This window comes from Cryobacterium sp. TMS1-13-1, from assembly GCF_004403125.1.
Classification (GTDB): Bacteria; Actinomycetota; Actinomycetes; order Actinomycetales; family Microbacteriaceae; genus Cryobacterium; species Cryobacterium levicorallinum.
This window is the reverse complement of sequence record NZ_SOGX01000009.1, coordinates 181419-207532: the sequence shown is the minus strand read 5'-3', so window position 1 is coordinate 207532 and position 26114 is coordinate 181419. Positions and strand designations below refer to the sequence as shown.

General features: G+C 65.7%; 27 protein-coding genes. 20 read left to right on the top strand and 7 right to left on the bottom strand.

Annotation, left to right across the window (positions count from 1 at the left end; all coding sequences use genetic code 11):
• Nucleotides 1-35: 35 nt before the first annotated feature.
• From truA to glmM, 4 genes are all read left to right on the top strand, one after another.
• Nucleotides 36-974, top strand: a complete 939-nt coding sequence (truA, locus tag E3T31_RS09175) for a tRNA pseudouridine(38-40) synthase TruA (protein WP_241977793.1) — start codon at nt 36-38, stop codon at nt 972-974.
• Nucleotides 975-1118: 144 nt separating this feature from the next.
• Nucleotides 1119-1565 (top strand): 50S ribosomal protein L13, encoded by a 447-nt coding sequence (gene rplM, locus E3T31_RS09170; RefSeq protein ID WP_092449498.1) that lies wholly within the window; start codon nt 1119-1121, stop codon nt 1563-1565.
• A 50-nt stretch (nt 1566-1615) separates the two neighbouring features.
• Nucleotides 1616-2101 (top strand): 30S ribosomal protein S9, encoded by a 486-nt coding sequence (gene rpsI / locus E3T31_RS09165; protein WP_134468461.1) that lies wholly within the window; start codon nt 1616-1618, stop codon nt 2099-2101.
• 19 nt (nt 2102-2120) lie between these two features.
• Nucleotides 2121-3482 (top strand): phosphoglucosamine mutase, encoded by a 1362-nt coding sequence (gene glmM / locus E3T31_RS09160; protein WP_134468460.1) that lies wholly within the window; start codon nt 2121-2123, stop codon nt 3480-3482.
• Nucleotides 3483-3713: 231 nt separating this feature from the next.
• Here glmM and coaA read toward each other — a convergent pair whose 3' ends face one another.
• Nucleotides 3714-4670 (bottom strand): type I pantothenate kinase, encoded by a 957-nt coding sequence (gene coaA, locus E3T31_RS09155; RefSeq protein WP_134468459.1) that lies wholly within the window; start codon nt 4668-4670, stop codon nt 3714-3716.
• Between the two features lie 34 nt (nt 4671-4704).
• Here coaA and glmS point away from each other — a divergent pair, with 34 nt between their 5' ends.
• Genes glmS through tsaE form a run of 4 tightly spaced genes read left to right on the top strand, consistent with a single transcriptional unit; the run spans nt 4705 to nt 8577 of the window.
• Complete coding sequence (gene glmS, locus E3T31_RS09150; protein WP_134468458.1) at nt 4705-6555, top strand: glutamine--fructose-6-phosphate transaminase (isomerizing); 1851 nt, start codon at nt 4705-4707, stop codon at nt 6553-6555.
• Nucleotides 6556-6561: 6 nt separating this feature from the next.
• Entirely contained in the window at nt 6562-6912 is a 351-nt protein-coding gene (locus E3T31_RS09145; protein WP_092449506.1) for a holo-ACP synthase, read from the top strand.
• Between the two features lie 47 nt (nt 6913-6959).
• Nucleotides 6960-8030, top strand: coding sequence for an alanine racemase (gene alr / locus E3T31_RS09140; RefSeq protein WP_134468498.1), 1071 nt, complete (start codon nt 6960-6962; stop codon nt 8028-8030).
• Nucleotides 8023-8577: a tRNA (adenosine(37)-N6)-threonylcarbamoyltransferase complex ATPase subunit type 1 TsaE gene (tsaE, locus tag E3T31_RS09135; protein ID WP_134468457.1), complete on the top strand. Its 555-nt coding sequence runs from the start codon at nt 8023-8025 to the stop codon at nt 8575-8577. The genes alr and tsaE overlap by 8 nt, the downstream gene beginning before the upstream one ends.
• Nucleotides 8578-8588: 11 nt before the next feature.
• Here tsaE and E3T31_RS09130 read toward each other — a convergent pair whose 3' ends face one another.
• The gene (locus tag E3T31_RS09130) at nt 8589-9290 is read right to left on the bottom strand and encodes a FadR/GntR family transcriptional regulator (RefSeq protein WP_134468456.1); all 702 of its coding nucleotides are present in this window, start codon (nt 9288-9290) and stop codon (nt 8589-8591) included.
• Nucleotides 9291-9413: 123 nt separating this feature from the next.
• Between E3T31_RS09130 and E3T31_RS09125 the strand changes: the two genes are divergently transcribed.
• From E3T31_RS09125 to E3T31_RS09090, 8 genes are all read left to right on the top strand, one after another.
• Nucleotides 9414-10781: an SLC13 family permease gene (locus tag E3T31_RS09125; RefSeq protein ID WP_134468455.1), complete on the top strand. Its 1368-nt coding sequence runs from the start codon at nt 9414-9416 to the stop codon at nt 10779-10781.
• Between the two features lie 39 nt (nt 10782-10820).
• Complete coding sequence (locus tag E3T31_RS09120) at nt 10821-12047, top strand: CaiB/BaiF CoA-transferase family protein (protein WP_134468454.1); 1227 nt, start codon at nt 10821-10823, stop codon at nt 12045-12047.
• Nucleotides 12044-13555 carry a carboxyl transferase domain-containing protein gene (locus E3T31_RS09115; protein WP_134468453.1) on the top strand — a complete coding sequence of 504 codons (1512 nt, stop codon included), beginning with the start codon at nt 12044-12046 and terminating at the stop codon, nt 13553-13555. The genes E3T31_RS09120 and E3T31_RS09115 overlap by 4 nt, the downstream gene beginning before the upstream one ends.
• An 87-nt stretch (nt 13556-13642) precedes the next feature.
• Nucleotides 13643-14278 carry a tRNA (adenosine(37)-N6)-threonylcarbamoyltransferase complex dimerization subunit type 1 TsaB gene (tsaB, locus tag E3T31_RS09110; protein WP_134468452.1) on the top strand — a complete coding sequence of 212 codons (636 nt, stop codon included), beginning with the start codon at nt 13643-13645 and terminating at the stop codon, nt 14276-14278.
• A complete protein-coding gene (gene rimI, locus E3T31_RS09105; RefSeq protein ID WP_134468451.1) occupies nt 14275-14796 on the top strand; it encodes a ribosomal protein S18-alanine N-acetyltransferase in 522 nt (173 codons plus the stop codon). Before tsaB ends, rimI begins: the two co-directional genes overlap by 4 nt.
• 5 nt (nt 14797-14801) lie before the next feature.
• Complete coding sequence (tsaD, locus tag E3T31_RS09100; protein WP_134468497.1) at nt 14802-15887, top strand: tRNA (adenosine(37)-N6)-threonylcarbamoyltransferase complex transferase subunit TsaD; 1086 nt, start codon at nt 14802-14804, stop codon at nt 15885-15887.
• Nucleotides 15888-15968: 81 nt separating this feature from the next.
• Nucleotides 15969-16421, top strand: coding sequence for a DUF4190 domain-containing protein (locus E3T31_RS09095; RefSeq protein ID WP_134468450.1), 453 nt, complete (start codon nt 15969-15971; stop codon nt 16419-16421).
• Nucleotides 16422-16451: 30 nt separating this feature from the next.
• The gene (locus E3T31_RS09090; RefSeq protein ID WP_134468449.1) at nt 16452-16847 is read left to right on the top strand and encodes a hypothetical protein; all 396 of its coding nucleotides are present in this window, start codon (nt 16452-16454) and stop codon (nt 16845-16847) included.
• An 8-nt stretch (nt 16848-16855) separates the two neighbouring features.
• On the opposite strand, the gene E3T31_RS09085 is transcribed toward E3T31_RS09090, so the two are convergent.
• Nucleotides 16856-18061 carry a class I SAM-dependent methyltransferase gene (locus E3T31_RS09085; protein ID WP_134468448.1) on the bottom strand — a complete coding sequence of 402 codons (1206 nt, stop codon included), beginning with the start codon at nt 18059-18061 and terminating at the stop codon, nt 16856-16858.
• Between the two features lie 124 nt (nt 18062-18185).
• Between E3T31_RS09085 and groES the strand changes: the two genes are divergently transcribed.
• From groES to E3T31_RS09065, 4 genes are all read left to right on the top strand, one after another.
• Nucleotides 18186-18482 carry a co-chaperone GroES gene (gene groES, locus E3T31_RS09080; protein ID WP_092107311.1) on the top strand — a complete coding sequence of 99 codons (297 nt, stop codon included), beginning with the start codon at nt 18186-18188 and terminating at the stop codon, nt 18480-18482.
• Between the two features lie 121 nt (nt 18483-18603).
• Nucleotides 18604-19548 carry an EamA family transporter RarD gene (rarD, locus tag E3T31_RS09075; protein WP_134468447.1) on the top strand — a complete coding sequence of 315 codons (945 nt, stop codon included), beginning with the start codon at nt 18604-18606 and terminating at the stop codon, nt 19546-19548.
• A gap of 88 nt (nt 19549-19636) precedes the next feature.
• Complete coding sequence (locus tag E3T31_RS09070) at nt 19637-20344, top strand: hypothetical protein (protein ID WP_134468446.1); 708 nt, start codon at nt 19637-19639, stop codon at nt 20342-20344.
• 127 nt (nt 20345-20471) lie between these two features.
• The gene (locus E3T31_RS09065) at nt 20472-21773 is read left to right on the top strand and encodes an ABC transporter substrate-binding protein (protein ID WP_134468445.1); all 1302 of its coding nucleotides are present in this window, start codon (nt 20472-20474) and stop codon (nt 21771-21773) included.
• 192 nt (nt 21774-21965) lie between these two features.
• Here E3T31_RS09065 and E3T31_RS09060 read toward each other — a convergent pair whose 3' ends face one another.
• The 4 genes from E3T31_RS09060 to E3T31_RS09045 are packed head-to-tail and all read right to left on the bottom strand — an operon-like array spanning nt 21966 to nt 25914.
• Nucleotides 21966-22733: an ABC transporter ATP-binding protein gene (locus tag E3T31_RS09060; protein ID WP_134468444.1), complete on the bottom strand. Its 768-nt coding sequence runs from the start codon at nt 22731-22733 to the stop codon at nt 21966-21968.
• Nucleotides 22720-23610, bottom strand: a complete 891-nt coding sequence (locus E3T31_RS09055) for an ABC transporter ATP-binding protein (RefSeq protein WP_241977803.1) — start codon at nt 23608-23610, stop codon at nt 22720-22722. The genes E3T31_RS09060 and E3T31_RS09055 overlap by 14 nt, the downstream gene beginning before the upstream one ends.
• A gap of 49 nt (nt 23611-23659) precedes the next feature.
• The gene (locus tag E3T31_RS09050) at nt 23660-24640 is read right to left on the bottom strand and encodes a branched-chain amino acid ABC transporter permease (protein ID WP_134468442.1); all 981 of its coding nucleotides are present in this window, start codon (nt 24638-24640) and stop codon (nt 23660-23662) included.
• Between the two features lie 8 nt (nt 24641-24648).
• Nucleotides 24649-25914 carry a branched-chain amino acid ABC transporter permease gene (locus E3T31_RS09045; RefSeq protein WP_134468441.1) on the bottom strand — a complete coding sequence of 422 codons (1266 nt, stop codon included), beginning with the start codon at nt 25912-25914 and terminating at the stop codon, nt 24649-24651.
• Between the last annotated feature and the right edge of the window lie 200 nt (nt 25915-26114).

The window sequence follows — 26114 nt, the reverse complement described above, 5'->3', positions numbered from 1 at the left end:
ACGATAACCCGCACGCGCCGCCTAGGCTTACCCTCGTGAATCTTTTCGTACCCCGCGCCGGCCATGCCGCGCCAGGGTCCACGCGCATCAGACTTGACCTCGCCTACGACGGCACGGATTTCACCGGCTGGGCCCGCCAGCCGGGCTTTCGCACCGTTCAGGCCGACATCGAAAACGGGCTCGCCGGCATCCTGCAGAGCTTTCCCCCGCACCCCACGCTGATCGTCGCCGGTCGAACGGATGCCGGGGTGCACGCCCGCGGGCAGGTCGCCCACTTCGACCTCACCGCCGAGCAGGCACACTCCCTCGTGCGCATCCAGCGCGGCACCGGAAACCGCCCGCCGGTCGACCTCGGCACCGCCGTGCTGCGCCGCCTCGGCGGCATCCTGGTGACCAAGCCCGACATTGTGCTGCGCCGTGCCGCGGTCGTGCCCGGCGGTTTCGACGCCCGATTCTCGGCCATGTGGCGCCGCTACGAGTACCGTCTCGCCGACCCCCTCGCGCTGCACGACCCGCAGCAGCGACTGCGCACCACGTGGCATCCGTTTAAACTCGATCTCGCCGCAATGGACGCGGCGGCGGCGACCCTGGTCGGCCTGCACGACTTCGCCGCCTATTGCAAGCCGCGTCCCGGTGCCACGACCATCCGCACGGTGCAGGACTTTCGCTGGCACCGCGACGACGACGGCCTCATCATCGCCACCATCAAAGCGGATGCCTTCTGCCACAGCATGGTGCGCGCCATGGTCGGCGCCTGCGTCGCTGTGGGGGAGGGACGACTCGACGGCAGTACCCTTGCGCACCTGCACTTCGACAAGCACCGCATCAGCGAGTTCAAGGTGATGCAGGCGCACGGTCTCACCCTGATCGACGTCGGCTACCCGGAAGACGCCGAACTGGCGCTGCGCGCCGTCGCCACCCGCAACCGGCGTTCGCTGCCCGGCCCCGTCGAAGTTGCGTCCGCAGCACTCTGAGACTAGTGTTGACCCTTGGTGTCTGTGCGTTGCAGCGCGGCGCCCGAACGTGAGCCCTCCATCGACAGTGTTCTGCTTGACAGAACACGCCCGGAGCGGGATTCACGAACACCTCCGTTCGAAAAAGAAGAAAGCAGCACACTAGTGACGCGCACTTATAGCCCCAAGGCAAGCGAACTCCAGCACGACTGGGTAGTCATCGATGCCACCGATATCGTCCTCGGACGTCTGGCCAGCCACGCGGCAATCCTGCTGCGCGGCAAGCACAAGGCCACCTTCTCCCCGCACATGGACGGTGGCGACTTCGTCATCATCATCAACGCCGAGAAGGTTGCCCTCACTGGCAAGAAGCTCGACCTGAAGATCGCTTACCGCCACTCGGGTTACCCGGGCGGCCTCACGGCGACGAACTACTCCGAGATGCTCGAGAAGCACCCGACCCGTGCGGTTGAAAAAGCGATTCGCGGCATGCTGCCGAAGAACTCGCTCGGTCGCACCCAGCTCACGCACCTGAAGGTTTACGCCGGCTCCGAGCACCCGCACTCCGCTCAGCAGCCCACGCCGTACACCCTCAGCCAGGTCGCGCAGTAGCGCCGGCAACCAGACTTCTCGACTCTTAGATAAAAAGGATTCCCATCATCGTGGCGAAGATCGCAGACCAGATTGACCAGGCTCCGGAGAGCTACTCCACCGAGACTCCGGCCGAAACCGCAACCAAGGCGCCCCGCGCCGTCCTCAACGTTCCCGGCGCAGCCGTCGGCCGTCGCAAGCAGGCCATCGCCCGCGTGCGCATCGTCCCCGGCTCCGGCACGATCGTTGTCAACGGCCGCGAGTTCGCTGACTACTTCCCGAACAAGCTGCACCAGCAGCTGATCAACGACCCGTTCAAGGTTCTTGACCTGCTCGGCTCCTACGACGTCATCGCCCGCATCACCGGTGGTGGCCCGTCCGGCCAGGCCGGCGCGCTTCGCCTCGGCATTGCCCGCTGCCTCAACCTGATCGACGAAGAGAACAACCGCGCCATCCTCAAAAAGAACGGCTTCCTCAGCCGCGACGCTCGAGTCAAGGAGCGTAAGAAGGCCGGACTCAAGAAGGCCCGCAAGGCACCTCAGTTCAGCAAGCGCTAATCCGATTGCCGACGACGATATGACTCGTCTGTTCGGCACGGACGGCGTTCGGGGCCTGGCCAACCGTGATCTCACGGCTGGCCTGGCCCTGAGCCTTGCCCAGGCCAGCGCCGCAGTGCTGACCAAGGGTCGTCGTGCTCAAGCACGCCTCGAACAGGGCCGCCGCCCCGTTGCTGTGGTCGCCCGCGACCCGCGAATTTCCGGCGAATTCTTGACGGCTGCCGTCTCGGCCGGCCTGGCCTCCAGCGGTGTCGACGTGCTCGATGCCGGAGTCATTCCGACGCCCGCCGCCGCATTCTTGATCAACGACATCGGTGCCGACTTCGGTGTGATGATTTCTGCCTCACACAACGCGGCGCCCGACAACGGCATCAAGATCTTCGCCTTTGGCGGAACCAAACTTCCCGACGACGTCGAGGACCGCATCGAGTCCTACATTGGACGCGACACCCTGATGCCGATCGCCGGCGACGTTGGACGCATCCGTCGTTTCGCCGACGCCGAAGACCGCTACGTCGTGCACCTGCTCGGCACCCTGCCGCACCGCCTCGACGGCATTCATGTCGTGCTCGATTGCGCCCACGGTGCTGCCGCTGGCGTTTCGCCGCAGGTGTTCACGGATGCCGGCGCTCGCCTCACCGTGATCGGCGCCGACCCCGACGGACTCAACATCAACGATGGCGTGGGGTCGACCCACCTCGACAACCTGGCGCGCGCCGTGCTCGAGCACGGTGCCGACATCGGAATCGCCCACGACGGCGACGCCGACCGCTGCCTCGCGGTGGACCGCGACGGCAACATTGTCGACGGCGACCAGATCATGGCCATCCTGGCCGTGTCGATGGCCGAGCGCGGTGTGCTCAAGGACCGCACGCTCGTGGCCACGGTCATGAGCAACCTCGGTTTGCGCAAGGCGATGGCGGCCAACGACATCGCGATGGTGCAGACCAAGGTCGGTGACCGGTACGTGCTCGAAGAGCTCAACGCCCACGGGTATTCGCTCGGCGGTGAGCAGAGCGGCCACGTAATCATGACCGAGTTCGCCACGACCGGCGATGGTATTCTCACCGGGCTGCACCTCGTGGCCGAAATGGCGCGCACCGGTAAAACGCTCGCCGAACTCGCATCCGTCATGACGGTCTACCCGCAGATTCTGGTCAACGTGCGTGGAGTGAACCTCAAGGGGCTGGCGGCCGATCAGGTTATTGCTGACGCTGTCGTGGCCGCGGAGACCGAACTCGGCGACACCGGTCGCGTGCTGCTGCGCCCGTCCGGCACCGAACCGATGGTGCGGGTCATGGTGGAGGCGGCCGACCAGCCGACCGCCGACCGCCTGGCGCACTCCCTCGCCGACGTAGTGCGGTCAAGTCTGGCCCTCTAGCCCTACCGACCGGGCCCGGGCCCGGAAACCAGGCCCATGTTCCATCATGGGCCCGCTTTCCGGGCCCGGGCCCCGTCGCATTGTCATGAGTCGAGACGGCCGGGGAACGGACCGGGCGCGCCTGCGTATGCTTCACCCGACCGGCCCAGGTTAGGGAACCAGGCCCATGTTCTACCATGGGCCCCGTTTCCGGGCCCGGGCCCGGTCGCAGGGGACTCGCGGAAGCGCGGGTCAGACCTTGCGCAGCAGCACCTTCGAGACGGCGTGTGTGGGGTCCTTCCGCAGCACGAGTGTCGCCCGCGACCGGGTGGGACGGATGTTCTGCAGCAGGTTGGGCTCGTTGATGCTGGTCCAGATGCTGCGCGCCTTGGCACGGGCCTCGTCCTCGGTGAGCGCCGCGTAGCGGTGAAAGAACGAGTTCGGGTTCGCGAACGCGCCGCGCTGCAGCTTGAGAAAGCGTTCCTCGTACCAGCGGGCGATGTCCTGGGTGCGGGCATCCACATAGACCGTGAAGTCGAACAGGTCGCTCACCGCCAGGCCGTGGCCCGGCCCGGGCGGCTGCAACACGTTCAGCCCCTCGACAATGAGAATGTCCGGCTGGCGCACAACGATCTGCGCGTCGGGCACGATGTCGTAGCTCAGGTGCGAGTAGAACGGCGACCGCACCTCGGGGGCGCCGCTCTTGACCGCGCTCACAAAGCGCAGCAGAGCGCGTCGATCGTAGGACTCCGGGAATCCCTTGCGCTCCATCAGCCCCCGGCGGTTCAACTCCGCATTGGGAAACAGAAAACCGTCCGTCGTGACGAGCTCGACCCTGGGAGTGTCGTCCCAACGGGCGAGCATCTCCCGCAGCAGACGCGCGGTGGTCGACTTGCCGACGGCGACCGAACCGGCGACGCCGATCACAAACGGAGTGGGGCGGGCACGCTGACCGAGGAATCCGCTGGTCGCCCGATGCAGTTTGCGAGCGTTCGCCGCGTACAGATTGAGCAGCCTGCTTAACGGCAGGTAGACATCCGACACCTCGTTGATGTCCAAAGGCTCGCCGATACCGCGCAACTGCACGATTTCGGTCTCCTTGAGCGGCAGCATCGTAGTCGGCGCGAGGGCCGCCCAGTCGGCTCGGTCGAGTTCCACGAAGGGGGTACCGTGACCGTTCATTACAGGGGCCAGCACCGGATCGGACATTCCACCAAGCTTAGTCCGGCTAAAATCGACTTCCATGTGCGGAATCGTAGGTTATGTCGGAAGCAACAAGACCGTTGACGTTCTCATGGGAGGGCTCGGTCGGCTCGAATATCGCGGGTACGACTCCGCGGGTATCGCCGTGATTGACGAGTTCGGGGTGCTCAACACGGCCAAGAAGGCCGGCAAGCTCGTGGCCCTCACCAACGAGCTCAAAGCCCACCCGATCAACGACGGCGCGACCGGCATCGGTCACACCCGCTGGGCCACCCACGGCGGCCCCAACGACGAAAACGCGCACCCGCACCTCGGCGACAATAACAAGCTCGCCCTCATTCACAACGGCATCATCGAAAACTTCGCCCCGCTGCGTGACGAACTGCTCGCCGAGGGCTTCACCTTACTGAGTGAAACCGACACCGAAGTGGCCGCTGTGCTGCTCGGACGCGAATACCAGCGCGTCGGCGACCTGGCCGAGGCTTTTCGCACCGTCGTTGCCCGCCTCGACGGCGCCTTCACGCTGCTGGCCGTGCACCAGGACCAGCCCGGCGTCGTCGTCGGCGCCCGCCGCAACTCGCCGCTCGTCATCGGGCTCGGCGACGGCGAGAACTTTCTCGGCTCCGACGTGGCCGCGTTCGTCGAATACACCCGTCGCGCCGTCGCCATCGGCCAGGACCAGATCGTCACCATCACAGCGGATGCCGTCACCGTCACCGATTTCGATGGTCACCCGGTCGAGACCGAGGAGTTCGATGTCGCCTGGGACGCCTCGGCGTCGGAGAAGGGCGGCTGGTCCAGCTTCATGGCCAAGGAGGTCTCCGAGCAGCCGGACGCCGTCGCCAACACCCTGCGCGGCCGCATCGCCGACGGCCACGTGGTCGTACCCGAACTGAGCGCATTTGGCGATGACGTGCTCGCCGGCATCCGTCGGATCGTCATCATCGCCTGCGGAACCGCCGCCTACGCTGGCCAGGTCGCCAAGTACGCCATTGAAAAGTGGGCGCAGGTGCCCGTCGACGTCGAGCTCAGCCACGAGTTCCGTTACCGCGACCCGGTCCTCAGCGACGACACCCTGGTCGTTTCGATCAGCCAGTCTGGCGAAACCATGGACACGCTCATGGCCGTCAAGTACGCAATGGAGCGGGGCGCCAAGGCGATCTCGATCTGCAACACGCAGGGCGCGACCATCCCGCGCGAGAGTGATGCCGTCATCTACACCCACGCCGGCCCCGAGGTCGCGGTCGCGTCGACCAAGGCTTTCGTCGCGCAGATCACTGCGCTCTACCTGTTCGCGCTGCACCTGGCCCGGGTGCGCGGCAGTCTCACCGAGGCCGAGCAGGCTGCGCAGGTCGCCGAACTGCAGGCCATCCCGGCGAAAATCGAGACCGTTCTGCAGGTCGAAGACGAGGTGCGTCAGCTGGCCCGCTGGATGAGCGACACCCGCGCCGTGTTGTTCCTCGGCCGCCACGTCGGGTTTCCGATCGCGCTCGAGGGAGCACTCAAGCTTAAGGAGCTCGCCTACATCCATGCCGAGGGCTTCGCTGCCGGTGAGCTCAAGCACGGTCCGATCGCGCTGATCGAACCCGGCCAGCCGGTGTTCGTCGTGGTGCCGAGCCCGCGCGGCTCGGCACACCTGCACCCCAAGGTCGTCTCCAACATTCAGGAGATCCGCGCCCGCGGTGCCCGCGTCATCGCCATCGCCGAGGTCGGCGACGCCGCCGTGCTGCCGTTTGCCGACACCGTCATACGCATTCCGCTCGCAGCTCCACTGTTCGAACCGCTGCTAGCCGTGGTGCCGCTGCAAATTTTCGCCATGGAGCTCGCCATCGCCAAGGGCCTCGACGTGGACCAGCCGCGCAACCTCGCGAAATCCGTCACGGTCGAATAGCCCGCAGTGATCAAGGGCATCGGGGTCGACGTGGTCGACCTGGCGCGGTTCACCCGCCAGGTCGCGCGCACGCCGGGCCTGGTACCACGCTTGTTCGCCCAGAGCGAACGCGGTCTGCCGGTACATTCCCTCGCTGCGCGTTTCGCCGCCAAGGAAGCTCTGATCAAGGCCCTCGGCGACAGTGCGGGGGCCACCTGGCAGGAGATGGAAATCGTGAACGACCCACACGGCAACCCGGAATTCAAGCTCAGCGGGGCGGCCCTGCAAGCGGTGAAAGATCGCGGCATCAGCCGAGTGCACGTCACCATGACGCACGACGCCGGCGTGGCCTGCGCCTTCGTCGTGGCCGAGTCGTGAGCGGGTTTCGCGAGGCCGTGATCGACCTCGCCGCGATCCGAAGCAATATGGCGCACCTGCGCGCGCTGGTCGGCACCCCGCACGCCATGGCCGTGGTCAAGGCCAACGCCTACGGTCACGGCGCCGTGCCCGTGGCCCGCGCCGCCCTCGCCGGTGGCGCCGACTGGCTCGGCGTCGCCGACATCGACGAAGCCCTGCAGTTGCGTGACGCCGGAATCGACGCGCCGATCCTGGCCTGGCTGCACGATCCAGACGCCGATTTCAGCGCCGCCATCGACGATGACGTCACCCTCGGCCTCTCGTCAGCACGCCAACTGCAACGGGCAGCGGATGCAGCGGCGGAACTCGGCCAGACGGCATCCGTTCATCTCAAACTCGAAACCGGCCTGAGCCGCAACGGTGTGCACGAGAACGACTGGGCCGAGGTGTTCGCGCTCGCCGCGGCCCTCGAGCAGGTCGGGCTGCTGCGCGTTGACGGCGTGATGAGCCACCTCGCCAACGCCTCAGCCATCGACGACCAGCAGGCGCTGGAGTGTTTCGAGCGCGGTGTCGTCGCCGCCCGTGCCGCCGGATTGGCCCCGACCCTCGTGCACCTTGCCTCTTCCGCGGCGGCACTGCGGCTGCCAGCCGCGCGCTTTTCGATGGTTCGCCTGGGCATCACCCTGTACGGGCTGTCGCCGTTTGACGATGCCAGCAGCGCCGACCTCGGCCTGGTGCCGGCCATGACCCTGCGCGGCCGGGTCGCCCTGGTGCGCCGGGTGGCCGCGGGCGCCGGCGTCTCCTACGACTATCTCTGGCGGGCGCCGGAAGACTCCACGCTCGTGCTCGTGCCGCTCGGCTACGCCGACGGAATTCCGCGGCAGGCCTCCGGCAGTGCGCTCGTGCAGATTCACGGCGCGACCTACCCGCTGGTCGGCCGGGTCGCGATGGACCAGTTCGTGGTCAATCTCGGAGCCGACAATCCAGGCGTCGCCGTGGGCGATACCGTCGTGCTGTTCGGCGACCCGGCCACGGGAGCGCCGAGCGCGACCGACTGGGCCGACGCCGCCGGCACGATCAACTACGAGATCGTCACCCGCATCGGACACCGGGTGCCCCGGCTGCACATCCATGGCTGAGTCGGGTCTGTCTGAACTGCGGCGAACCATCCCCGATGCCGCCGCGATGCACCGCTTCGGTATCGGCCTCGCGGCCACGCTGCGGGCCGGCGACCTGATCGTGCTCACCGGGCCACTCGGCGCGGGCAAGACCACCCTCACCCGCGGCCTCGGCGAGGGGCTGCAGGTGCGTGGCGCCGTCACCAGCCCGACCTTCGTGCTCGCGCGCACGCATCCGAGCCTGGTCGGTGGCCCACCGTTCGTGCACGTCGATGCCTACCGCCTGAACAGCGCCATGGAGCTCGACGACCTCGACATCGACTTCGCCCACTCCATCGTGGTCGTTGAATGGGGTCGCGGCCTGCTCGACGGCATCACCGAGTCCTGGCTCGACATTGAAATCGAGCGACCGCAGGGCCGGTCTGACGCCATCAGCGAAGCGGATGCCGCGGTATCCGTTATCGATCTGGATCACGATCTCGAGGAACCACGCACCGTTACCCTGACCGGCCACGGGCTGCGCTGGACGGATGCGACCGACTTCGGGCAACTTCGACCGCGGCGCTGAGCCCCCGGCCGCTACTTCAGCAGCGCGACGTCCGAGACGAGTTCGATGTGTGCGAGCATCTTCGCCGCGGCCTCGTCGGCATCCTGCGAGCGGATGGCCGCCGTGATCGCTCGGTGCGACGCCAGGGATTGCTCGGGTCGTCCCGGCTGGGCGAGTGACTCGAGCCGCGTTTCGAGGATCATCTCGGCGATGAATGCCATCAGCTGGGCGAGCACGGGGGAGTGCGCAGCCGCCGTGACGGCTTGGTGGAAGAGCTCGTCGCCGTGCGACCCGCGGTCGCCGACGGCGATTTCCTCGGCCATGACTCGGAGCGCATCCTCGATCGCGAGCAGGTCGGCATCCGTTCGGCGTTCCGCGGCGAGCTCGGCGAGTTTCACCTCGAGGGTGCTGCGGGCTTCCACGATCTCGGGGAGCCGGTTGCGATGTTCGCGGAGCCCACTGATCACCGTTGCGATGCTCGGCCGGTAGACGAGAACGGCGCCGGTGCCGTGTTGAACGTCGATGACACCGAGCACTTCGAGGGCCACGAGGGCCTGGGCGAGGGTGGCGCGGGAGACACCGAGCCGTTCCGCGAGCTCGCGTTCGGCGGGTAACAGGTCGCCGGGGCCGAGGTGGGCGGACTCGATGTAGGCGAGAAGCTGGGCCACGAGCTGTTCGTAAAGGCGTGGTTTCGTGACGCGCGTAAGCGGCTGGGGTATTGCGTCCCTCGTCATGTCTGCCTCCCTAAGATCCCTCGGCCCAACTTTACACGGCTCTTGACAAAGTCACCTACTGTCTAGGAGGCTAGTCCAGTGAGCCAATAGCCCACATTCATCTGAACCTATGGAGGAACAACGATGTCCGCTCCCGTTATCTCAATCATCATCCTGGCGGTGATGTTTCTGATCGCCACGCTTTTGCCCGTCAACATGGGTGCGCTGGCCTTCGTGGGTGCCTTTCTACTTGGTGCTGTCTTCCTCGGCATGGAGACCACCGATATTCTCGCCAACTTCCCGGGCGGGCTGTTCCTCACGCTCGTCGGCGTTACGTACCTGTTCGCGATTGCGCAGGGCAACGGCACGATCGACCTGCTGGTGCGCGGTGCAGTGCGGCTCGTCGGCGGTCGGGTGGCCCTCATCCCCTGGGTGATGTTCGTGATCACCGCCGTGATCACGGCCGTCGGTGCGCTGTCCCCGGCCGCGGTGGCCATCGTGGCGCCGATCGCGCTCGGCTTTGCCCGCAAGTACAAGATCAGCCCGCTGCTGATGGGCATGATGGTGATCCACGGCGCGCAGGGCGGCGGATTCTCGCCGATCGCCGTCTACGGCGTGATCGTGAACAGCCTCATCTCGACCACCGGGCTCGACGCGAGCCCGACAGCGGTGTTTCTGTCGAGCCTCATTTTCAACTTTCTGATCGCCGTCGTGCTGTTCATTGTGCTCGGTGGCCGAAACCTGATGTCGAGCCGGGTCGGACATTTCGTGGAACAAGCCGCCGAAGCGCGCATGGCCGTGAGTGTCGGTGCGCGCGCCGGCGGTGATGTGGCGTTCAAGGGCTTCGGCTCCGGCATCTACGGCCCCCGCGACCCCGCGGGCGACGGAGTGCTGGCCACGGCCACCCGCGGAGAGCGCATCCCGCAGCTTGTGACGGTGGCCGGCCTCATCGCCCTCGCCGTGATCGCGCTCGGCTTCAAGGTTGACGTGGGCTTCGTTGCGATCACCATCGCCGTCATCCTCGCCCTCGTCTCGCCTGCGGCGCAGAAGGGCGCGGTCAACAAGATCAGCTGGTCGACCGTGCTGCTCATCTGCGGCATGCTCACCTTCGTCGGTGTTCTCGAAGAGGCCGGCACCATCGAATACGTGTCGGAAGGGGTGGCCAACCTCGGCATGCCCCTGCTTGCCGCACTTTTGATCTGCTACATCGGTGCCGTCGTCTCGGCCTTCGCCTCGTCAACGGCCATTCTGGCCGCGCTGATTCCGCTCGCCGTGCCGTTCCTTGCGACCGGGGATATCAGCGCCATCGGCGTGATCTGCGCGCTCGCCGTCGCGTCGACCATCGTGGACGTGTCGCCGTTCTCGACCAATGGCGCGCTCGTGCTCGCCAACGCCCCCGACGACGTTGACAAGGACCGCTTCTACAAGCAGATCCTCGCCTACAGCGGAATCGTCGTCGTGGCCGGGCCGGCCATCGCCTGGGCGGTGCTCGTGCTGCCCGGGTGGCTGTAACCCGTCACCGACCCCACGCACCTCGAGAAAGGACCGATCATGAGTACCGAAACCGACACCCGTTCTGAAACCGACCGGCAGGGTCCCCTCGCGGGCTACCTCGTTGTGGACCTCAGCCGCGCGCTCGCCGGTCCGCACGCGAGCATGATGCTCGCCGACCTCGGCGCACGCGTGATCAAGGTGGAGAATCCAGGCACGGGAGACGATACCCGCGGCTGGGGCCCGCCCTTTGTGGGCCCCGCGAACGATCCGCAATCCACGTACTTTCTCTCGTGCAACCGCAATAAAGAATCCATCGCCCTCGATCTGAAGAGTGACGACGGCCGGGAGGTGCTCAGCGAGCTGCTGCTGCGCGCGGACGTTGTGGTGGAGAATTTTCGTCCAGGGGTGCTCGACCGGCTCGGATTCTCGCCCGAGGCGATGCACGCTCTCAACCCGGCGCTGGTGATTCTCTCGATCACCGGTTTCGGCCACGACGGCCCGGAATCCAGTCGAAGCGGCTACGACCAGATTCTGCAGGGCGAGGCCGGCCTGATGTCCCTCACCGGCTCCGCCCCCGACGACCCGCAGCGTGTGGGCGTGCCGATCGCCGATCTGCTCTCGGGCATGTATGGCGCGTTCGGACTGCTCGCCGCGCTGCTTCAGCGCGAGCGCACCGGTCAGGGACAGATTGTGCGCACCTCGCTGCTCGCCGCACTGGTGGGAGTGCATGCCTTCCAGGGCACCCGCGCCACGGTGGCCGGCGAGGTGCCGGAGGCCCAGGGCAACCACCATCCGTCGATCGCTCCCTACGGGCTCTTTCCCTGCCGCGGCGGGAGCGTGCAGATCAGCATCGGCAGTGAGAAACTCTGGGCCACCTTCGCAGCCGAGTTCGGCCTCGATGCTGCGCAATCCGAGTGGGCCACCAACGCGCACCGCGTGCGCAATCGGGAGGGCCTCAAGGCTGCCATAGCGGATGCCTTCGCCAACTTCGATGCCGTGACCCTGCTGAAGAAACTGACCGACGCCGGAATCCCGGCCGGCAAGGTGCGTTCCCTGGATGAGGTCTATCAATGGGATCAGGTGCTCTCGCAGGGGCTGCTGATCGACGTTGAACACGAGGTGCTCGGCCGGATCAGCCTCCCCGGGCCTCCGCTTCGGTTCTTCGGACCCGCCGATACGGTCGAGACAACGAACACGATGCACTCCGCTCCGCCCGTGCTCGATCAGCACGGCAACGACATTCGCACCTGGCTCAACCGTTCACTGGAAGGTATCTCACTTTGATTTCTCAACCCGCGCTCGCAACTCGCCACCTCAACGCCACGGAGCTCATCGACGTGGTGCTCGATAACGGGTCCTTTACGAGCTGGGATCAGCCCGTGGTTGACCCCGACCCGAACGAGGCGTACCGGGCCGACCTCGTGAAGGCACGAGCGAAGAGCGGCACCGACGAGGCGGTGCTCACCGGCGAGGGGCTGATCCACGGTCGCCGGGTGGCGATCGTCGTGAGCGAGTTCGCGTTTCTTGCCGGATCGATCGGGCTTTCCGCTGCTGACCGGATTGTGAACGCGATCGAACGGGCCACACGCGAGGGGTTGCCGGTCCTGGCTGGACCGGCATCCGGCGGTACCCGCATGCAGGAGGGCACGTTGGCCTTTTTGTCGATGGTGAAGATCACCGCGGCCGTGCGCGCGCACCGCGAGGCGGGGCATCCGTATCTGGTGTACCTGCGGCACCCCACCACGGGCGGGGTGATGGCCTCCTGGGGCTCACTCGGGCACGTGACGGTGGCCGAGCCGGGCGCGCTGCTCGGGTTTCTCGGCCCGCGGGTCTATGAGGCGCTGTACGGCAAGAAATTTCCGGAAAACGTGCAGGTCTCCGAAAACCTGTTCAACCAAGGGCTGATCGACGCCGTTGTGCCGCCGGAGCAGCTGCCGGAGATCGTGCACCGCGCCCTCACAATTCTCACCGACCGGGCCTCCACGCCGGTGGCGGCACCGGAGACCCTGAACGTGCGGCCGGCAGCGAGCGGCGCGTGGGCATCCATTCAGATTTCGCGCAACCCGCGGCGACCAGACCTGCGCCAGCTGCTCGCCTACGGCGCGCACGACGTGCTGCCGCTCAACGGCACGGGCGAGGGTGAGAAGGACCCGGGGCTCATGCTCGCCATGGCACGGTTCGGGCAGCAGAGCTGCATCGTGCTCGGGCACATCCGGCCGCGGCCTTCGCAAGACACCAGGATGGGCCCCGGATCGCTGCGGGAGGCCCGTCGCGGCATGCGCCTTGCGGAAGAACTCGGGCTTCCGCTGCTCACCGTGATCGACATCGCCGGGGCCGCGCTGTCGAAGGAGGCCGAGGAGGGCGGCATGGCCGGGGAAATCGCCCGCTCTTTGCACGAGCTGATCGGCCTGCGGTCGGCAACCGTGTCCGTGCTGCTCGGACAGGGTGCCGGCGGCGGGGCGCTCGCGCTGCTGCCCGCCGACCGTACGATCGCCGCCCAACACTCCTGGCTGTCGCCGCTTCCTCCCGAAGGGGCAAGTGCCATCGTGCACCACAACACCGAGTTCGCACCGGCCATGTCGGAGGCTCAGGGCGTGAACGTGGCCTCGCTGTACGCCAATCGGATCGTCGACCACATCGTGGACGAGCGCCCCGACGCCGCCGACGAAGGACGGGCGTTCTGCCAGCGGCTGGCTGAAGCCATCGAATACGAGCTGTCCACGCTGTCCACGGTGCCCGTTGACGAGCTACTTCCGCGTCGCTTGGCCCGCTACCGTTCCCTCGGTCGCTGACTCTCGTCCTTTCGACGGATGATCTGACCCTCCAGCCGCAGCGGCCGACGCGCGCAGCGCCTGCCGCATCAAAGCTAGGCTGAGCGGGTGCTACTTGCCATCGATACCTCTGCCGGCACGAGTGTCGCCGTGGTCGACCTTGACCGCGGAATTATCGCCGAACGCGGCGAGGCTGACACCATGCGCCATGCCGAAATCGTCGGCCCGTTCATTCTCGACTGCCTCCTTGACGCGAAGATCACCCCGGCGGATCTCTCCGGCGTGGTCGGCGGCATGGGCCCGGGCCCGTTCACCGGCCTGCGCGTCGGCATCGCCGCGGCGCGCGTGTTCGCCCTCGGCGCCGGCAAGCCGCTCGTGCCGGTGATCAGCCACGACGCCATCGCCTACGGCCACTACCGTCGCGGCCACACCGGCCCGCTCGTCGTCGTCACCGACGCTCGCCGCCGCGAAATCTACTGGAGTGCTTACAGCGAAGCGGATGCCGTCGGCCTGCCCGTGCGCGTCGGCCCACCCGGACTCGCCAAACCGGCCGAACTCGACGAGCCCGCCTGGCAGCACGCGCTCTGGCCGCGCCTCGACGCCGCCACGGTGTCGGCCGGGGAACTCGGCCTGGTCGCCGAACTCAACTATGCCCATCGGCGCCCGTTTGCCGCGAACGAGCCGCTGTATCTGCGCTCACCCGACGTCACGCTCTCGAATGGACCCAAGCGGGTCAGCCGATGACGTGGCAGCTGCGCCGTGCGCACGAGGCAGACCTCGCGGCGATCATGCACCTCGAAACCAGTATCTTTGAAAACGATGCCTGGTCACCGCCGATGATGGCCCGGGATCTCGGCGACCCCGCCTGCTATTACCTTGTTGCTTTTCCCCCGGACGACCCGGATAACATCGCGGCCTACGCCGGGCTGCTCACCCCGCAGGGAGCCACCGAGGGCGACATTCAGACCATCGCCGTCGCCGACTCGGCCCGCGGCCACGGCCTCGGACGCACCCTGATGCAGGCCCTCATCTCCGAGGCCCGCAAACGCGGCGCCCGGCTGGTGTTTCTCGAAGTGCGCGCCGACAACCCCAGCGCCCAACGCCTCTACGATCGGCTCGGATTCGTGGAGGTCGGCGTGCGCCGCGGCTACTACCAGCCCGACAACGTCGACGCCATCGTCATGCGCCTGAATATTCCAGAATTGGAATCTATGCTCACCGCCCCAGAATCAGCCGTGCCCACCTCCGCGGAGAATCCGTGACGACCATGAACCGCACCGCCCTGAATCGATCAGAACCGCTCGTACTCGGCATCGAAACCTCCTGCGACGAGACCGGCATCGGCATCGTGCGCGGAACCACCCTGCTCTCCAATACCATCGCGAGCTCGATGGACGAACACGCCCGCTACGGCGGCGTCGTGCCCGAAATTGCCGCGCGAGCCCACCTCGATGAGCTCGTGCCGGCCATTGACGCGGCCGTCGCCGAGGCCGGCATCCGCTTGAGTGATCTCGATGCCATCGCCGTCACCTGCGGTCCGGGGCTCTCCGGAGCTCTCATGGTCGGGGTCGGCGCCGCCAAGGCGCTCGCCGTCGCCCTCGACAAACCGATTTACGCGGTCAACCACCTCGTCGGCCACGTCGGCGCCGACCTGCTGCGCGGCGCTACCAACACCAACGACACCGAGCCACTCGAGTACCCGACGATCGCGCTGCTCGTGTCGGGCGGGCACACCTCGCTGCTGCTCGTGCGCGACCTGGTCAGCGACGTCGAGCTGCTCGGTGAGACCATCGACGACGCCGCCGGGGAAGCCTTCGACAAGGTCGCCCGGCTGCTCTCGCTGCCCTACCCCGGCGGGCCGCAGATCGACCGGGTCGCAGCCCTCGGTAACCCGAAGGCCATCCGCTTTCCGCGCGGACTCAGCCAGCCCAAGGACATGGCCGCGCACCGCTACGACTTCTCCTTCTCTGGCCTCAAGACCTCGGTCGCCCGCTTCGTTGAACAGCGCCAGGATGCCGGCGAGCCCGTGCCGACAGCCGACGTCGCGGCGAGCTTTCGCGAGGCGGTGGTCGACATTCTGCTCACCAAGGCTCTCGCTGCGTGCGCCGACCACGACGTGCCGCGGCTGCTGCTCGGCGGCGGCGTCATCGCCAACGCTCGACTGCGCCAGGTCGCCACCGAGAGAACGGATGCTGCCGGCGTTGTCCTGCGCATCCCGCCGCTCTCGCTCTGCACCGACAACGGCGCCATGATCGCCGCCCTCGGCGCGCAACTCATCATGGCCGGGCATGAGCCCTCGACCCTCGAATTCGGCGCCGATTCCACCCTGCCGGTCGGTCAGATCCAGGTTTGAGCAACGCCCAGTCGCCGGGTACCCGCTAACGGGATAATCTGGCAGGGCGACCACCGAACGAAACTATGAAGGAGACCGCAGATGTCTGATCCCACCCAGCCCCCCGTCGAACCGACGAACAGCGGCCCGACGAACTCGAATCCGGCCGGTGCCAGCGTTCCCCCCGCCGCGCCGGCCTATCCAAGTTATCCGGCGCCGGGTACGCAGCCCTCCGCCTACGGCCAGGCTCCCGCGTATGGTCAGAATCCCGCGACCGGTCAGAACCCGTATGGCCAGCAGAACCCGCAGGACAAGTACAACGTTCTGTCGATCATCTCCCTCGTCACGTCGATCCTCGCGATCTCGATCGTGGGCATCATCACCGGCCACATCGCCCTGAGCCAGATCAAGAAGACCGGCGAAAAGGGCTACGGCCTCGCCCTCGGTGGTCTGATTGTCGGCTACCTCGGCTTCGTCGTTGGAATTTTGGTGCTCATTGGTTCCATCGGGCTGCTCGTCGGAATCGCCAACAGTGGTGTGAGCGAGCCCTACTAAACCCACCCGGTTCGCAGCACGAGGACAGCAATGAGTACACCGCACCAGGATTCCGACACGCATCGGGATTACACCCGTGCGCCCGCGCCCCCGGGCAGCCAGCTCAGCTGGGAATCGACCGTCACCGCCCCGACCGAGTTCGTGCCGTACAGCTACACCGAAGCGGAGGTGCGGCGCATCACCGGCCGGCGCCGACTCTCGGTCGCCTCCGTCGTCTGCGGGTTCGTCGGGCTCGCGCTCGGCGTGCTCGGAGTGTTCGGCCTGCCGATCGCGCTCGTTGCGATCGTCCTCGCCCTGATCGCGCGCACCACCGAGCATCGGGCGCGTGCCCTCTGGAGCAGCGGCCTGGCGAGCGGCATCGTCGGGATTCTGCTCGCGGCCGGCTGGTTCGTCTACATCAGCCAGACCGTGCTGCCCCTGCTGTAGGCCAACCGTTAGCGCACGCGCTCCACGAGCAGCGCGACCCGATGTCCGGCCACCCGGGTCAAAATCAGCGTCGCGACTTCCGGCCCCTTGAGCTTCAACCGGGTGCGCAGCGTCGCGGGATCAACGTCGACGCCGCGCTTCTTGATCTCGAGCGTTCCGATGCGGCGCTCGAGCAGCGCGAGCCGCAGCTTCTTCTCGTCGAACGACAGCGTTTCAAGCACCCGAAAGGCGGTTGCGAACGGCGTGGGCACCAGAATGTCGTTGGTCAGGTAGGCGATTCCCTCGCTCAGCATGCTGGCCTTCATCGAGCGGGCCAGATCGCCGATCAGTCGCGCCCGAATGACCGCGCCGTCGGGTTCGTAGACGTAGTGGCCGAGTTCGCCGACCGGCTCGTCCTCGCTGTCGGCATCGTTGCTCAGCTCCTGCACGCCATCCCGGGTCAGCAGCAACGCCGATCGACGGATGCCCGGGCGAGCGAGAGCGCCGAACCACAGTCCCATCTCCACCACCTGGCCATCCACCGACACCCACTGGGCCTCCGCGTCGACCGGAATCTGGTCGCGATCGTGGCCGGGCCCGAGCTTCATGCCGAGCGGTAGCGTCGCCGCCAGCAGGTAGGCGAAGTCGAGGGAGGGGGAGTAATCCTCGGAGCGGGTGAGCCGCTTGGTGTTGCTGTGCCCGCTCGTGCGCCGGGCCGGATCGAGCCAGACCGCGTCGAAATCGGTCAGATCAACCGTCTCGGCGTCGGCCTGCAACGCGGAGGCATTGGGGAACGGGGCCAGGTTGTAGCTCGCAACCGTGGCCGTGACCTCGTCGGCGTCGACGGCCACGACCGGCAGATCCATCGCGGCGAGGGCCATCGCGTCGCCGCCGATGCCGCAGCCGAGGTCCGCGACCCGCGGCGCGCGGCCGAGGGTGGCTTCAAGCCCGGCGAATCGCCCGGCGTGCAGTGCGGCAACCCGCAACCGGGTCGCCTGTTCCAGACCGGCCTCGGTGAACAGCATCCGCTCGGCAAATTCTCCAAACTTGGCCACGGCTTTCGCCCGCAGTCGCGACTGGCTCAACACGGCCGACACGAGTCCGGGGGCGTGCCCGGCCTTGCGCAGCTCGCTCACGAGCTTCAGCACATCACCGTTTGCCTCGTAGGGCGGCAGGGAATCCAGCAGCCGTAAACTCGCGGGGGAGAGCAGCTCAACGAGCTCGGTTCGATCCATTCTGCAACGGTACCAAACGGCCCGATCTGGCACTCACGTTGCGCGAGTGCCAGCATCCCCCCTAAACTTCACTTGGCACTCTCGCTGTGAGTCTGCTAACCCAAGTCTTAGAAAGAGGTCAACCGTGTCGGTCTCCATCAAGCCGCTCGAGGATCGCATCGTCATCAAGCAGGTCGACGCAGAGCAGACCACCGCATCAGGTCTGGTCATTCCTGACACCGCGAAGGAAAAGCCCCAGGAGGGCGAAGTTGTTGCAGTCGGCCCCGGCCGCATTGACGACAACGGCAACCGCGTTCCCCTCGACATCGCCGTCGGCGACAAGGTCATCTACTCCAAGTACGGCGGAACCGAGGTCAAGTTCGGTGGCGATGACCTGCTGGTCCTCTCCGCTCGCGACGTGCTCGCTGTGGTCGTGCGCTAAGTAGGTTTCATCACTACCTAGCCTTCAGACTGAAATTGGTCTTTAGACTGAAACTCCCGGATGGCCTGGCCATTCGGGAGTTTTTGTTTGCGCAGTTAGTGTCTCGGCAGGGAGAATATTTATGACGGATGCCGCCGCACCGGCCGATTCGGCCGCTCGCGCCACCCACCGCACCGGCCTCGTCTTCGGCGGCCTGGCCTACGGCCTCTGGGGCGTGCTGCCGCTCTACTTTCTGCTGCTCATCCCCTCCGGCGCCTTCGAAATCGTGGCCTGGCGGGTGCTGTTCTCCCTCGTTTTCTGCGCCCTGATCATTACTGTGACCCGCACCTGGACCGTGCTCGGGCGAGCGTTCAAGCAGCCGCGTCTGGTTTGGACCATGGGCCTGGCCGGTGCGTTCATCTTCGTCAACTGGCAGACCTACGTGATCGCCGCGACCACCGGGCACGTCGTCGAAGCGGCCCTCGGCTACTTCATCAACCCGATCGTCACGGTGCTTCTGGGCGTCTTCGTGCTGCGCGAACGGTTGCGCCGCCTGCAGTGGGTGGCCATCGGCATCAGTTTTCTCGCCGTGATCGTGCTGGCGGTCGGCTACGGCTCGCTGCCGTGGATCTCGCTCATCCTCGCGTTCTCCTTCGGCTTCTACGGGCTGATCAAGAAGCGCGTCGGCCCGAACGTCGACGCCGTCACCGGCCTCACCCTCGAAACGGCCTGGCTGGCCCCGGTCGCCATCATTCAGCTTCTGGTCGTTTCCGGCATGTCCGGCCTCACCTTCGGCACCGTCTCCGGCTGGCACACGGCTGGCCTGCTCGCGGCCGGGGTCATTACCGCTGTTCCCTTGCTGCTCTTCGCCGCCGCCGCCCGGCGCCTGCCGCTGACGGTACTCGGACTCATTCAGTTCGTCGCGCCGGTCATTCAATTTCTCGTCGGCGTAGTCGTTCTGAACGAGGCGATGCCGCTCGAACGCTGGGCCGGATTCGCCCTGGTCTGGGTGGCCTTGATCATACTGATGGTCGATATGGTCGCCTCCGGCCGCGGACCCCGTCGCAGCGCGCTTGAGCCTGCCTAATACCGTCCGATCTAGCTCCGAACCCCCGTCCGGCCCAGCCGATACGCTGAACCGACACGTCACCTCAGCTCGTACCAAAGGATTTTAGATGCCCCGTCGCACGCTCACCGTCGTCGTTCTGCTCGGCGCCCTGGCCCTCACCGGCTGCACCAGCACGACCCCGGCCGTGACGAGCACGACCCCGGCCGCGGTCGTCACGGCCGCTCCGAGCGGTGACGGAACCTTGAGCATCGGCACCCTCTTTCCCACCACCGGGGACAATGCTGCGAGCGGCGCAGCGCAGGTGGCAGGCACCGAGCTCGCCCTGCGCGACATTCTGGCCGAGCAGGCGACGCCGACGCAGCCGATCCAACTCGTGCATCGCAACTCGGCCGGTGACCTCGCCGCCGCCTACGCCGACCTCGCCGCTCGCGGCGTTGACCTGGTCTTGTGGGACGCGACGACCGCGCTGCCAGCGGATGCGCACAGCTCCGTTGGCAGCGCCGCTCTGGTATCACTGGGTGACTTCGCCAACGGTGGCACACCGCTCGCCGCAGACGAGGCATTCACCGTGCGTCTGAAGACCGCCGACCCGGGACTGAACGCCACCTCTGGCAGCGCGGAGGCCTACGACGGTCTGATCACGGCCGCCCTGGCCGCCGTGATCACCGGGGACGACGGGGGCGCATCGCTCGATGCCGGCTGGCCGCAGGTGATTTCGGGAATGGCCGTCTGCCTCTCCTGGGGCGAATGCGTGTATGCGCTGGGGCAGGAGCAAACCATTGATTATCAGGGTGTGACCGGTCGCCGTTCGTAACGATTTGATCGCTTTACCCGGTTGTAACACGCACAGGTAGGTTTCTGTGTCTTTGATTGCCTAATCTGTCACCACGGCAGTCAATCGGCTGACCAGACTTACCTCTCGTTATCTATCAAGGAGCAACATGAGCGTATTCGCGAAGGCCTCCGCCTCCCGCTCCGTTCGTACCCTCGTTACCGGTGTCGCGCTCGTCGGCGTGAGCGCACTTCTGCTCACCGGCTGCAGCAACGACGCTGGTACGGCACCCAGTGATTCTGCGGCGCCGTCGGCGGATGCCGCAGACTTCAATACGGTTGAGGCCGGTGACCGCGACCTGACACTGAAGATCGGCACCATCCTTCCGCAGAGTGGTGGACTGGCGTTCCTCGGCCCGCCCGAAGAAGCCGGTGTACAGCTCGCCGTGAACGACATCAATGAAGCGGACCTCGGCATCAACGTTGAAGCCATCTTCCGCGACTCGGGCGACACCACGACCGACACCGCCACCGTATCGGTGACCGACCTCCTCTCGCAGGACGTCACGGCCATCGTCGGTGCGGCTTCCTCTGGCGTCTCTAAAACCGTGATCGACCAGATCACGGGCGCCGGCGTCGTCCAGTTCTCACCGGCCAACACGTCGCCGGACTTCTCCACCTACGCCGACAACGATCTGTACTGGCGCACAGCGCCCTCAGACCTGCTGCAGGGTGACGTGCTCGGCACCCAGATCGCCGATGACGGCAACGCCACCCTCGGACTCATCGTGCTTAACGATGCCTACGGGACCGGCCTGGCCAAGGCCGTTCGCGAGTCGTTTGAAGCCGCTGGTGGAGAAATCGTAGCCGAGTCGCTCTTCAACGAGGGTGAGTCCAACTTCGCGTCGCAGATTGCGGAGGTCACCGCTGAGGCGCCCGACGCCATCGCTCTGATCACCTTCGACCAGTCCAAGGTGATCGTGCCTGACATTGTCGCCGGTGGTTTCGCCGGAGACAAGCTGTACTTCGTTGACGGCAACCTGAAGGACTACAGCGCTGATTTCCCAGCCGACATCATCACGGGGTCAAAGGGCACGCTGCCCGGCCTCGATGTCGGAACGCTCGGCGACTTCACTGAGCGCCTACTCGAGGTGGACCCGACTCTGACCGATTACAGCTACGCGGCCGAATCGTACGACGCCGTTATGCTGATCGCGCTCGCTGCCTATGCCGGCAACGACGTCTCTGGTGAGTCGATTGCCAGCTACCTGCGTCAGATCTCCGGCGGAACCGGTGACGGCACCACCGTCACCGACTTCGCAGCGGCGGCCGAAGCGTTGAGCGCGGGAGAGCAAATCGACTTCGACGGCTTCTCCGGTCCGGTCACGTTCGATGAGAACGGTGACCCGACCGAGGCGACGATCGGACTCTACGAATACAACTCCGACAACACGTACTCCCGCATCAACTAATCACCTCAGTTCGCTCTGAAGGGCTCCGGCTTCGGCCGGGGCCCTTTTGCGTATTCTGAGCCTGGCGAGCGACGGGCGAGCGGATGCGCCGGCTCGGCCAGCGGCATCCGCTCGGCAGGCCTGAGTGCGCACAGAAGCGGCGCCCGAGAGTGTCTCGGACGCCGCTGCTGGCCGGTGGGGGGAGTTTTGCTGCTAGTCCTGCCCGAGGGTGCCGAGGTACAAACCGATCACCTTGGGGTCGTTCAAAAGCTCACGTCCGGTGCCAGTGTAGGCATCGCGGCCCTGGTCGAGCACATAGCCGCGGTCGCAGATCTGCAGGCATCGACGGGCGTTCTGCTCGACCATAATCGTCGTCACACCGGCCTTGTTGATCTCCTTCACGCGCAGAAAGGCTTCGTCCTGGCGTACCGGGGACAGCCCGGCGCTCGGCTCGTCGAGTAGGAGCACGTGCGGGCCCATCATGAGCGCGCGGCTCATGGCGACCATCTGGCGTTCACCGCCGGAGAGCGACCCAGCGCGCTGAGACATCCGCTTGCCGAGCTCCGGAAAGATCTCGGTCACGAACTCGAGTCGTTCGACGAGGCCCTTGGGCTTCAGAAAGATGCCCATCTCGAGATTCTCTCGAATGGTCAGCGTCGGAAAGACGTTGTTGTTCTGCGGTACGAAACCCACACCCTGCGCGACCAGCTTGTTGGCCTTGAGGTTGGTGATGTTGTTGCCGCGGAGCAGAATTTCGCCCTCGCGCACCCTGACCTGGCCGAAGATCGACTTGAGCAGCGTCGACTTGCCGGCACCGTTCGGGCCGATGATGCCGATCAGTTCGCCGTCGTAGGCGGTGAGCGAGCAGGAGTTGAGAATGTTCACGCCGGTGACATAGCCGGCGGTGACGTTGTTGACCTCGACGACTTTTTCCCGGGTCTCGGTCGGGGACGGGGCGGCCAGCGGTTCAGCGTTCGTCATCGAGCAACTCCTTTATGGCTGACACGTTCTCGGTCTCGGTGCTGAGGTCTTCGCCGATGTCTTCGTCGTGGTGCTGGCCGAGGTAGGCGTCGATCACGGCCGGATTTCTCATGACCTCGTGCGGGTCGCCCTCGGCGACCACCTGGCCCTCGGCCATCACGATCACCCAATCGGCGATGTGCCGCACCATGTGCATGTCGTGCTCCACGAACAGAACGGTCATGCCCTGGGACTTGAGGTTCAAAATATGGTCGAGCAGCGACTGGGTCAGCGCCGGGTTTACGCCGGCCATCGGCTCGTCGAGCATTACCAGGGTCGGGTCGCTCATCAGCGCTCTGGCCATTTCGAGCAGCTTGCGCTGCCCGCCGGACAGGCTCGCCGCGTAGTCGTCCTTCTTGGTATCGAGCTTGAACCGGGTGAGCAGATCGAGTGCTTTAGCCCGGTTCTCCTCCTCCTGGTTGCGCCAGAGAAACGGCATCAGCGCGCGGAACATGTTCTCGCCGGTCTGGCCCTTGGCGCCGAGCAGCATATTGTCCATGACGGTCAGCAGCCCCAGGGCCTTGGTGAGCTGGAACGTGCGAATCTGGCCCATGCGGGCGACCCGGTAGGCGGGAACGCCGGCCAGGGAGCGGCCGTCGAAGGTCCATTTGCCAGCGTCGGGCTTGTCGAAACCGGTCAGCAGGTTGAACAGGGTGGTCTTGCCGGCACCGTTGGGGCCGATCAGCGCGGTGATGGCGCCGCGCGGAACTTCGACGTGGTCGACATCCACCGCGGTCAGGCCGCCGAAGGTGCGGCGCACGCCGTCGACGACGAGAATCGGGTCGACCTTGCGGCACCCCGGTTCGGCATCGCCGACGTGCAGACCGGTCGTTTTGATCGGCTTCTGGGTGGGAACCGGCGGCTCGAGCGGAGCGGCCGAAACAGCGTTATCGGACAAAAGCCAACTCCTTTTTATTGCCGAAGATGCCTTGCGGTCTAAAGATCACGATCAACATAATCGCCACTCCCACCAGGATGAAGCGCAGCTGGCCGCCCTGGATCGCTGTCATAAACGGCAACCAGCCCGCCTCCACGGCTCGAGCGACGAAGCCGGAAAAGAACGACAGCAGCACCCAGAAGATCATCGAACCGATGATCGGGCCGAGCACCGTTGCAGCACCGCCGAGCAGCAGGATGGCGTAGATGAAGAAGGTCAGCGTGGTCTGATAGTTCGACGGCACGACCGCTCGAGGCAGGGCGAAGATCATGCCGGCGATGGTACCGAGCACGCCACCGAAAATGAGCGACTGCATTTTGTAGGCGTACACGTTCTTGCCGAGCGCTCGCACGGCGTCTTCGTCTTCGCGGATGCCCTTGATCACTCGGCCCCACGGGCTGCGCATGATCTGCCACACGATTAGGGCCGCGAGAATCACGATCGACCAGGCCACGATGCGCAGCCAGGTGTCGTAGGCGTTGTTCTCAAACGGCCCGAATCCGTAGCTGCCCTCGGCGAGCGGGTTGAGCGCCGCGAATTCGTTCTTGTAGCCACTCAGGCCGTTGGCCGAACCGGTCACGGAGGCGAAGGTGTTCGTCGTGAACAGCAGCCGCACAATTTCGGCGGCGGCGATCGTGACGATAGCAAGGTAGTCAGCGCGCAGTCGCAGCGTGGGAATACCCAAAATCAAGGCGAAAATAACGGATGCTCCCACCCCCACCAAAAAGGCGCCCCAGACGGGAAATCCGAAGGTCAGGATCGAGATCGCGTAGCCGTAGGCTCCGAGGGCCATGAACCCGGCCTGGCCGAAGTTCAGCAGGCCGGTGTAGCCGAAGTGCACGGCGAGCCCGAGGGCGGCGAGTGCGTAGGCGGCAGTGGTCGGGCTGATCAGCTCGACGGCTGCGTTGCTAAAGATTGCTCCCCAGTCCATGTGAACCCCTAACCAATTCTCTCTTTACGACCCAGGATGCCTTGCGGACGAAACAGCAAGACCAGGATCAGAACGACAAGTGCGCCGACATACTTCATGTCGGACGGAATCCAGAGTGTCGACAGCTCGACGAAGAGGCCGACAACGATCGACCCGATGAGGGCTCCGAATGCGGTTCCGAGGCCACCCAGAGTGACGGCGGCAAAGACCAGCAGCAGCATCTGGAATCCCATATCCCAGCTGACACCGGGGCGGAAATACGCCCAGAGCACCCCACTGAGTCCGGCGAGGGCCGCTCCGACCACCCAGACGATGCGGATCACTCCGTCGACGTCAATGCCGCTCGCCGAGGCGAGGCTGGGATTGTCCGAAACGGCGCGGGTGGCCTTGCCGATACGAGTGCGCAGCAGAAAGTAGGCCACGCCAAGCAGCACGACGACACTGATGCCCATACTGGCCATATCGATCGGTGACAGCGAAATCGGACCGAACTTGAGGTCGGTCATTCCCGCCCCGGGAAGCTGGCTCGTGCTGCCGCCGAAGAAATACTGGTAGAGGTAGCGCAGTGCGAGGGATAGCCCGATGCTCACGATCATGAGTGGGATCACTGCGACGCCCTTGCGGCGCAGTGGTTTCCAAATGACCGCATCGAGGCCGTAGCCGAGGAATCCGCTCAACACGATCGCAATGAGAATGGCCAGCCAGATCGGAAGGCCGAAGTTGACCGAGAAGACCAGGGTCATCAGCGCGCCGAACGTGATCATCTCCGCGTGCGCGAAGTTGCTCAAGCCCGTGGTGCCAAAGATCAGCGACACGCCAATTGCCGCGAGGGCGAGCAGAAGGCCAAAGTTCAGGCCGTTGAAGAATCGGTTCACGAACTGGTCGAAAAAGCTCACCGTGTTGCGGACGCCCTCACCGAGGAAGAAGTTGACCGAGCGACGGTCGGTCAGCCCGAACTCGGTTTCGATCACGTTGCCGCCCTCGGTGACGATGACGCCCTCCGGAAGGGTGTCTTCGTCGAGGGTGACCTCGTAGGTGCCCTTTTCGGGAACCCCGATGGCCCATCGGCCATCGGCATCCGTTACCGTGTCGGCCTCGTAGCCGTTGCCGGACACGGAGATCGCTACGTCGCCGAGGGCTTCCCCGTTGAACTGCACGTTGCCGGAGATCGTGAAATCGAACTCCGTGCCCACCTCATCGGCGTGCGCGGTGCCCGCCGAAAAGGTGGCCATGGTGAGGGCCGCGAGAAGTGTCACAAACAGAATCACGAGCATCCTGGGAACGTATCTCTGAGCCGTATGTATGGGCTGCACGGGACCTCCATGTTGGTGCCGACCGATGGGTAACCGGGCGGGCGCCGGGTGACTAATGCCAACTTCTCTGTTGAGAGTATTTGCCGATTATGTCCTATATGTTTCGAAACTCCGCACCGGCTGGCTAATGGTGTGCGGAATGTGATGAGCCCAAACACGCT

What these genes read in the sequence shown, in the direction of transcription:
- E3T31_RS09070 (WP_134468446.1), top strand. Translation starts at nt 19,637, where the DNA reads ATGCCCCGTCGCACGCTCACCGTCGTCGTTCTGCTCGGCGCCCTGGCC.
- E3T31_RS09045 (WP_134468441.1), bottom strand. Translation starts at nt 25,914, where the DNA reads ATGCTCGTGATTCTGTTTGTGACACTTCTCGCGGCCCTCACCATGGCC.
- E3T31_RS09120 (WP_134468454.1), top strand. Translation starts at nt 10,821, where the DNA reads ATGAGTACCGAAACCGACACCCGTTCTGAAACCGACCGGCAGGGTCCC.
- E3T31_RS09050 (WP_134468442.1), bottom strand. Translation starts at nt 24,640, where the DNA reads ATGGACTGGGGAGCAATCTTTAGCAACGCAGCCGTCGAGCTGATCAGC.
- alr (WP_134468498.1), top strand. Translation starts at nt 6,960, where the DNA reads ATGGCGCACCTGCGCGCGCTGGTCGGCACCCCGCACGCCATGGCCGTG.
- E3T31_RS09085 (WP_134468448.1), bottom strand. Translation starts at nt 18,061, where the DNA reads ATGGATCGAACCGAGCTCGTTGAGCTGCTCTCCCCCGCGAGTTTACGG.
- E3T31_RS09065 (WP_134468445.1), top strand. Translation starts at nt 20,472, where the DNA reads ATGAGCGTATTCGCGAAGGCCTCCGCCTCCCGCTCCGTTCGTACCCTC.
- coaA (WP_134468459.1), bottom strand. Translation starts at nt 4,670, where the DNA reads ATGTCCGATCCGGTGCTGGCCCCTGTAATGAACGGTCACGGTACCCCC.
- tsaD (WP_134468497.1), top strand. Translation starts at nt 14,802, where the DNA reads ATGAACCGCACCGCCCTGAATCGATCAGAACCGCTCGTACTCGGCATC.
- E3T31_RS09125 (WP_134468455.1), top strand. Translation starts at nt 9,414, where the DNA reads ATGTCCGCTCCCGTTATCTCAATCATCATCCTGGCGGTGATGTTTCTG.
- E3T31_RS09060 (WP_134468444.1), bottom strand. Translation starts at nt 22,733, where the DNA reads ATGACGAACGCTGAACCGCTGGCCGCCCCGTCCCCGACCGAGACCCGG.
- glmS (WP_134468458.1), top strand. Translation starts at nt 4,705, where the DNA reads ATGTGCGGAATCGTAGGTTATGTCGGAAGCAACAAGACCGTTGACGTT.
- rimI (WP_134468451.1), top strand. Translation starts at nt 14,275, where the DNA reads ATGACGTGGCAGCTGCGCCGTGCGCACGAGGCAGACCTCGCGGCGATC.
- E3T31_RS09130 (WP_134468456.1), bottom strand. Translation starts at nt 9,290, where the DNA reads ATGACGAGGGACGCAATACCCCAGCCGCTTACGCGCGTCACGAAACCA.
- E3T31_RS09090 (WP_134468449.1), top strand. Translation starts at nt 16,452, where the DNA reads ATGAGTACACCGCACCAGGATTCCGACACGCATCGGGATTACACCCGT.
- tsaE (WP_134468457.1), top strand. Translation starts at nt 8,023, where the DNA reads ATGGCTGAGTCGGGTCTGTCTGAACTGCGGCGAACCATCCCCGATGCC.
- rarD (WP_134468447.1), top strand. Translation starts at nt 18,604, where the DNA reads ATGACGGATGCCGCCGCACCGGCCGATTCGGCCGCTCGCGCCACCCAC.
- E3T31_RS09095 (WP_134468450.1), top strand. Translation starts at nt 15,969, where the DNA reads ATGTCTGATCCCACCCAGCCCCCCGTCGAACCGACGAACAGCGGCCCG.
- glmM (WP_134468460.1), top strand. Translation starts at nt 2,121, where the DNA reads ATGACTCGTCTGTTCGGCACGGACGGCGTTCGGGGCCTGGCCAACCGT.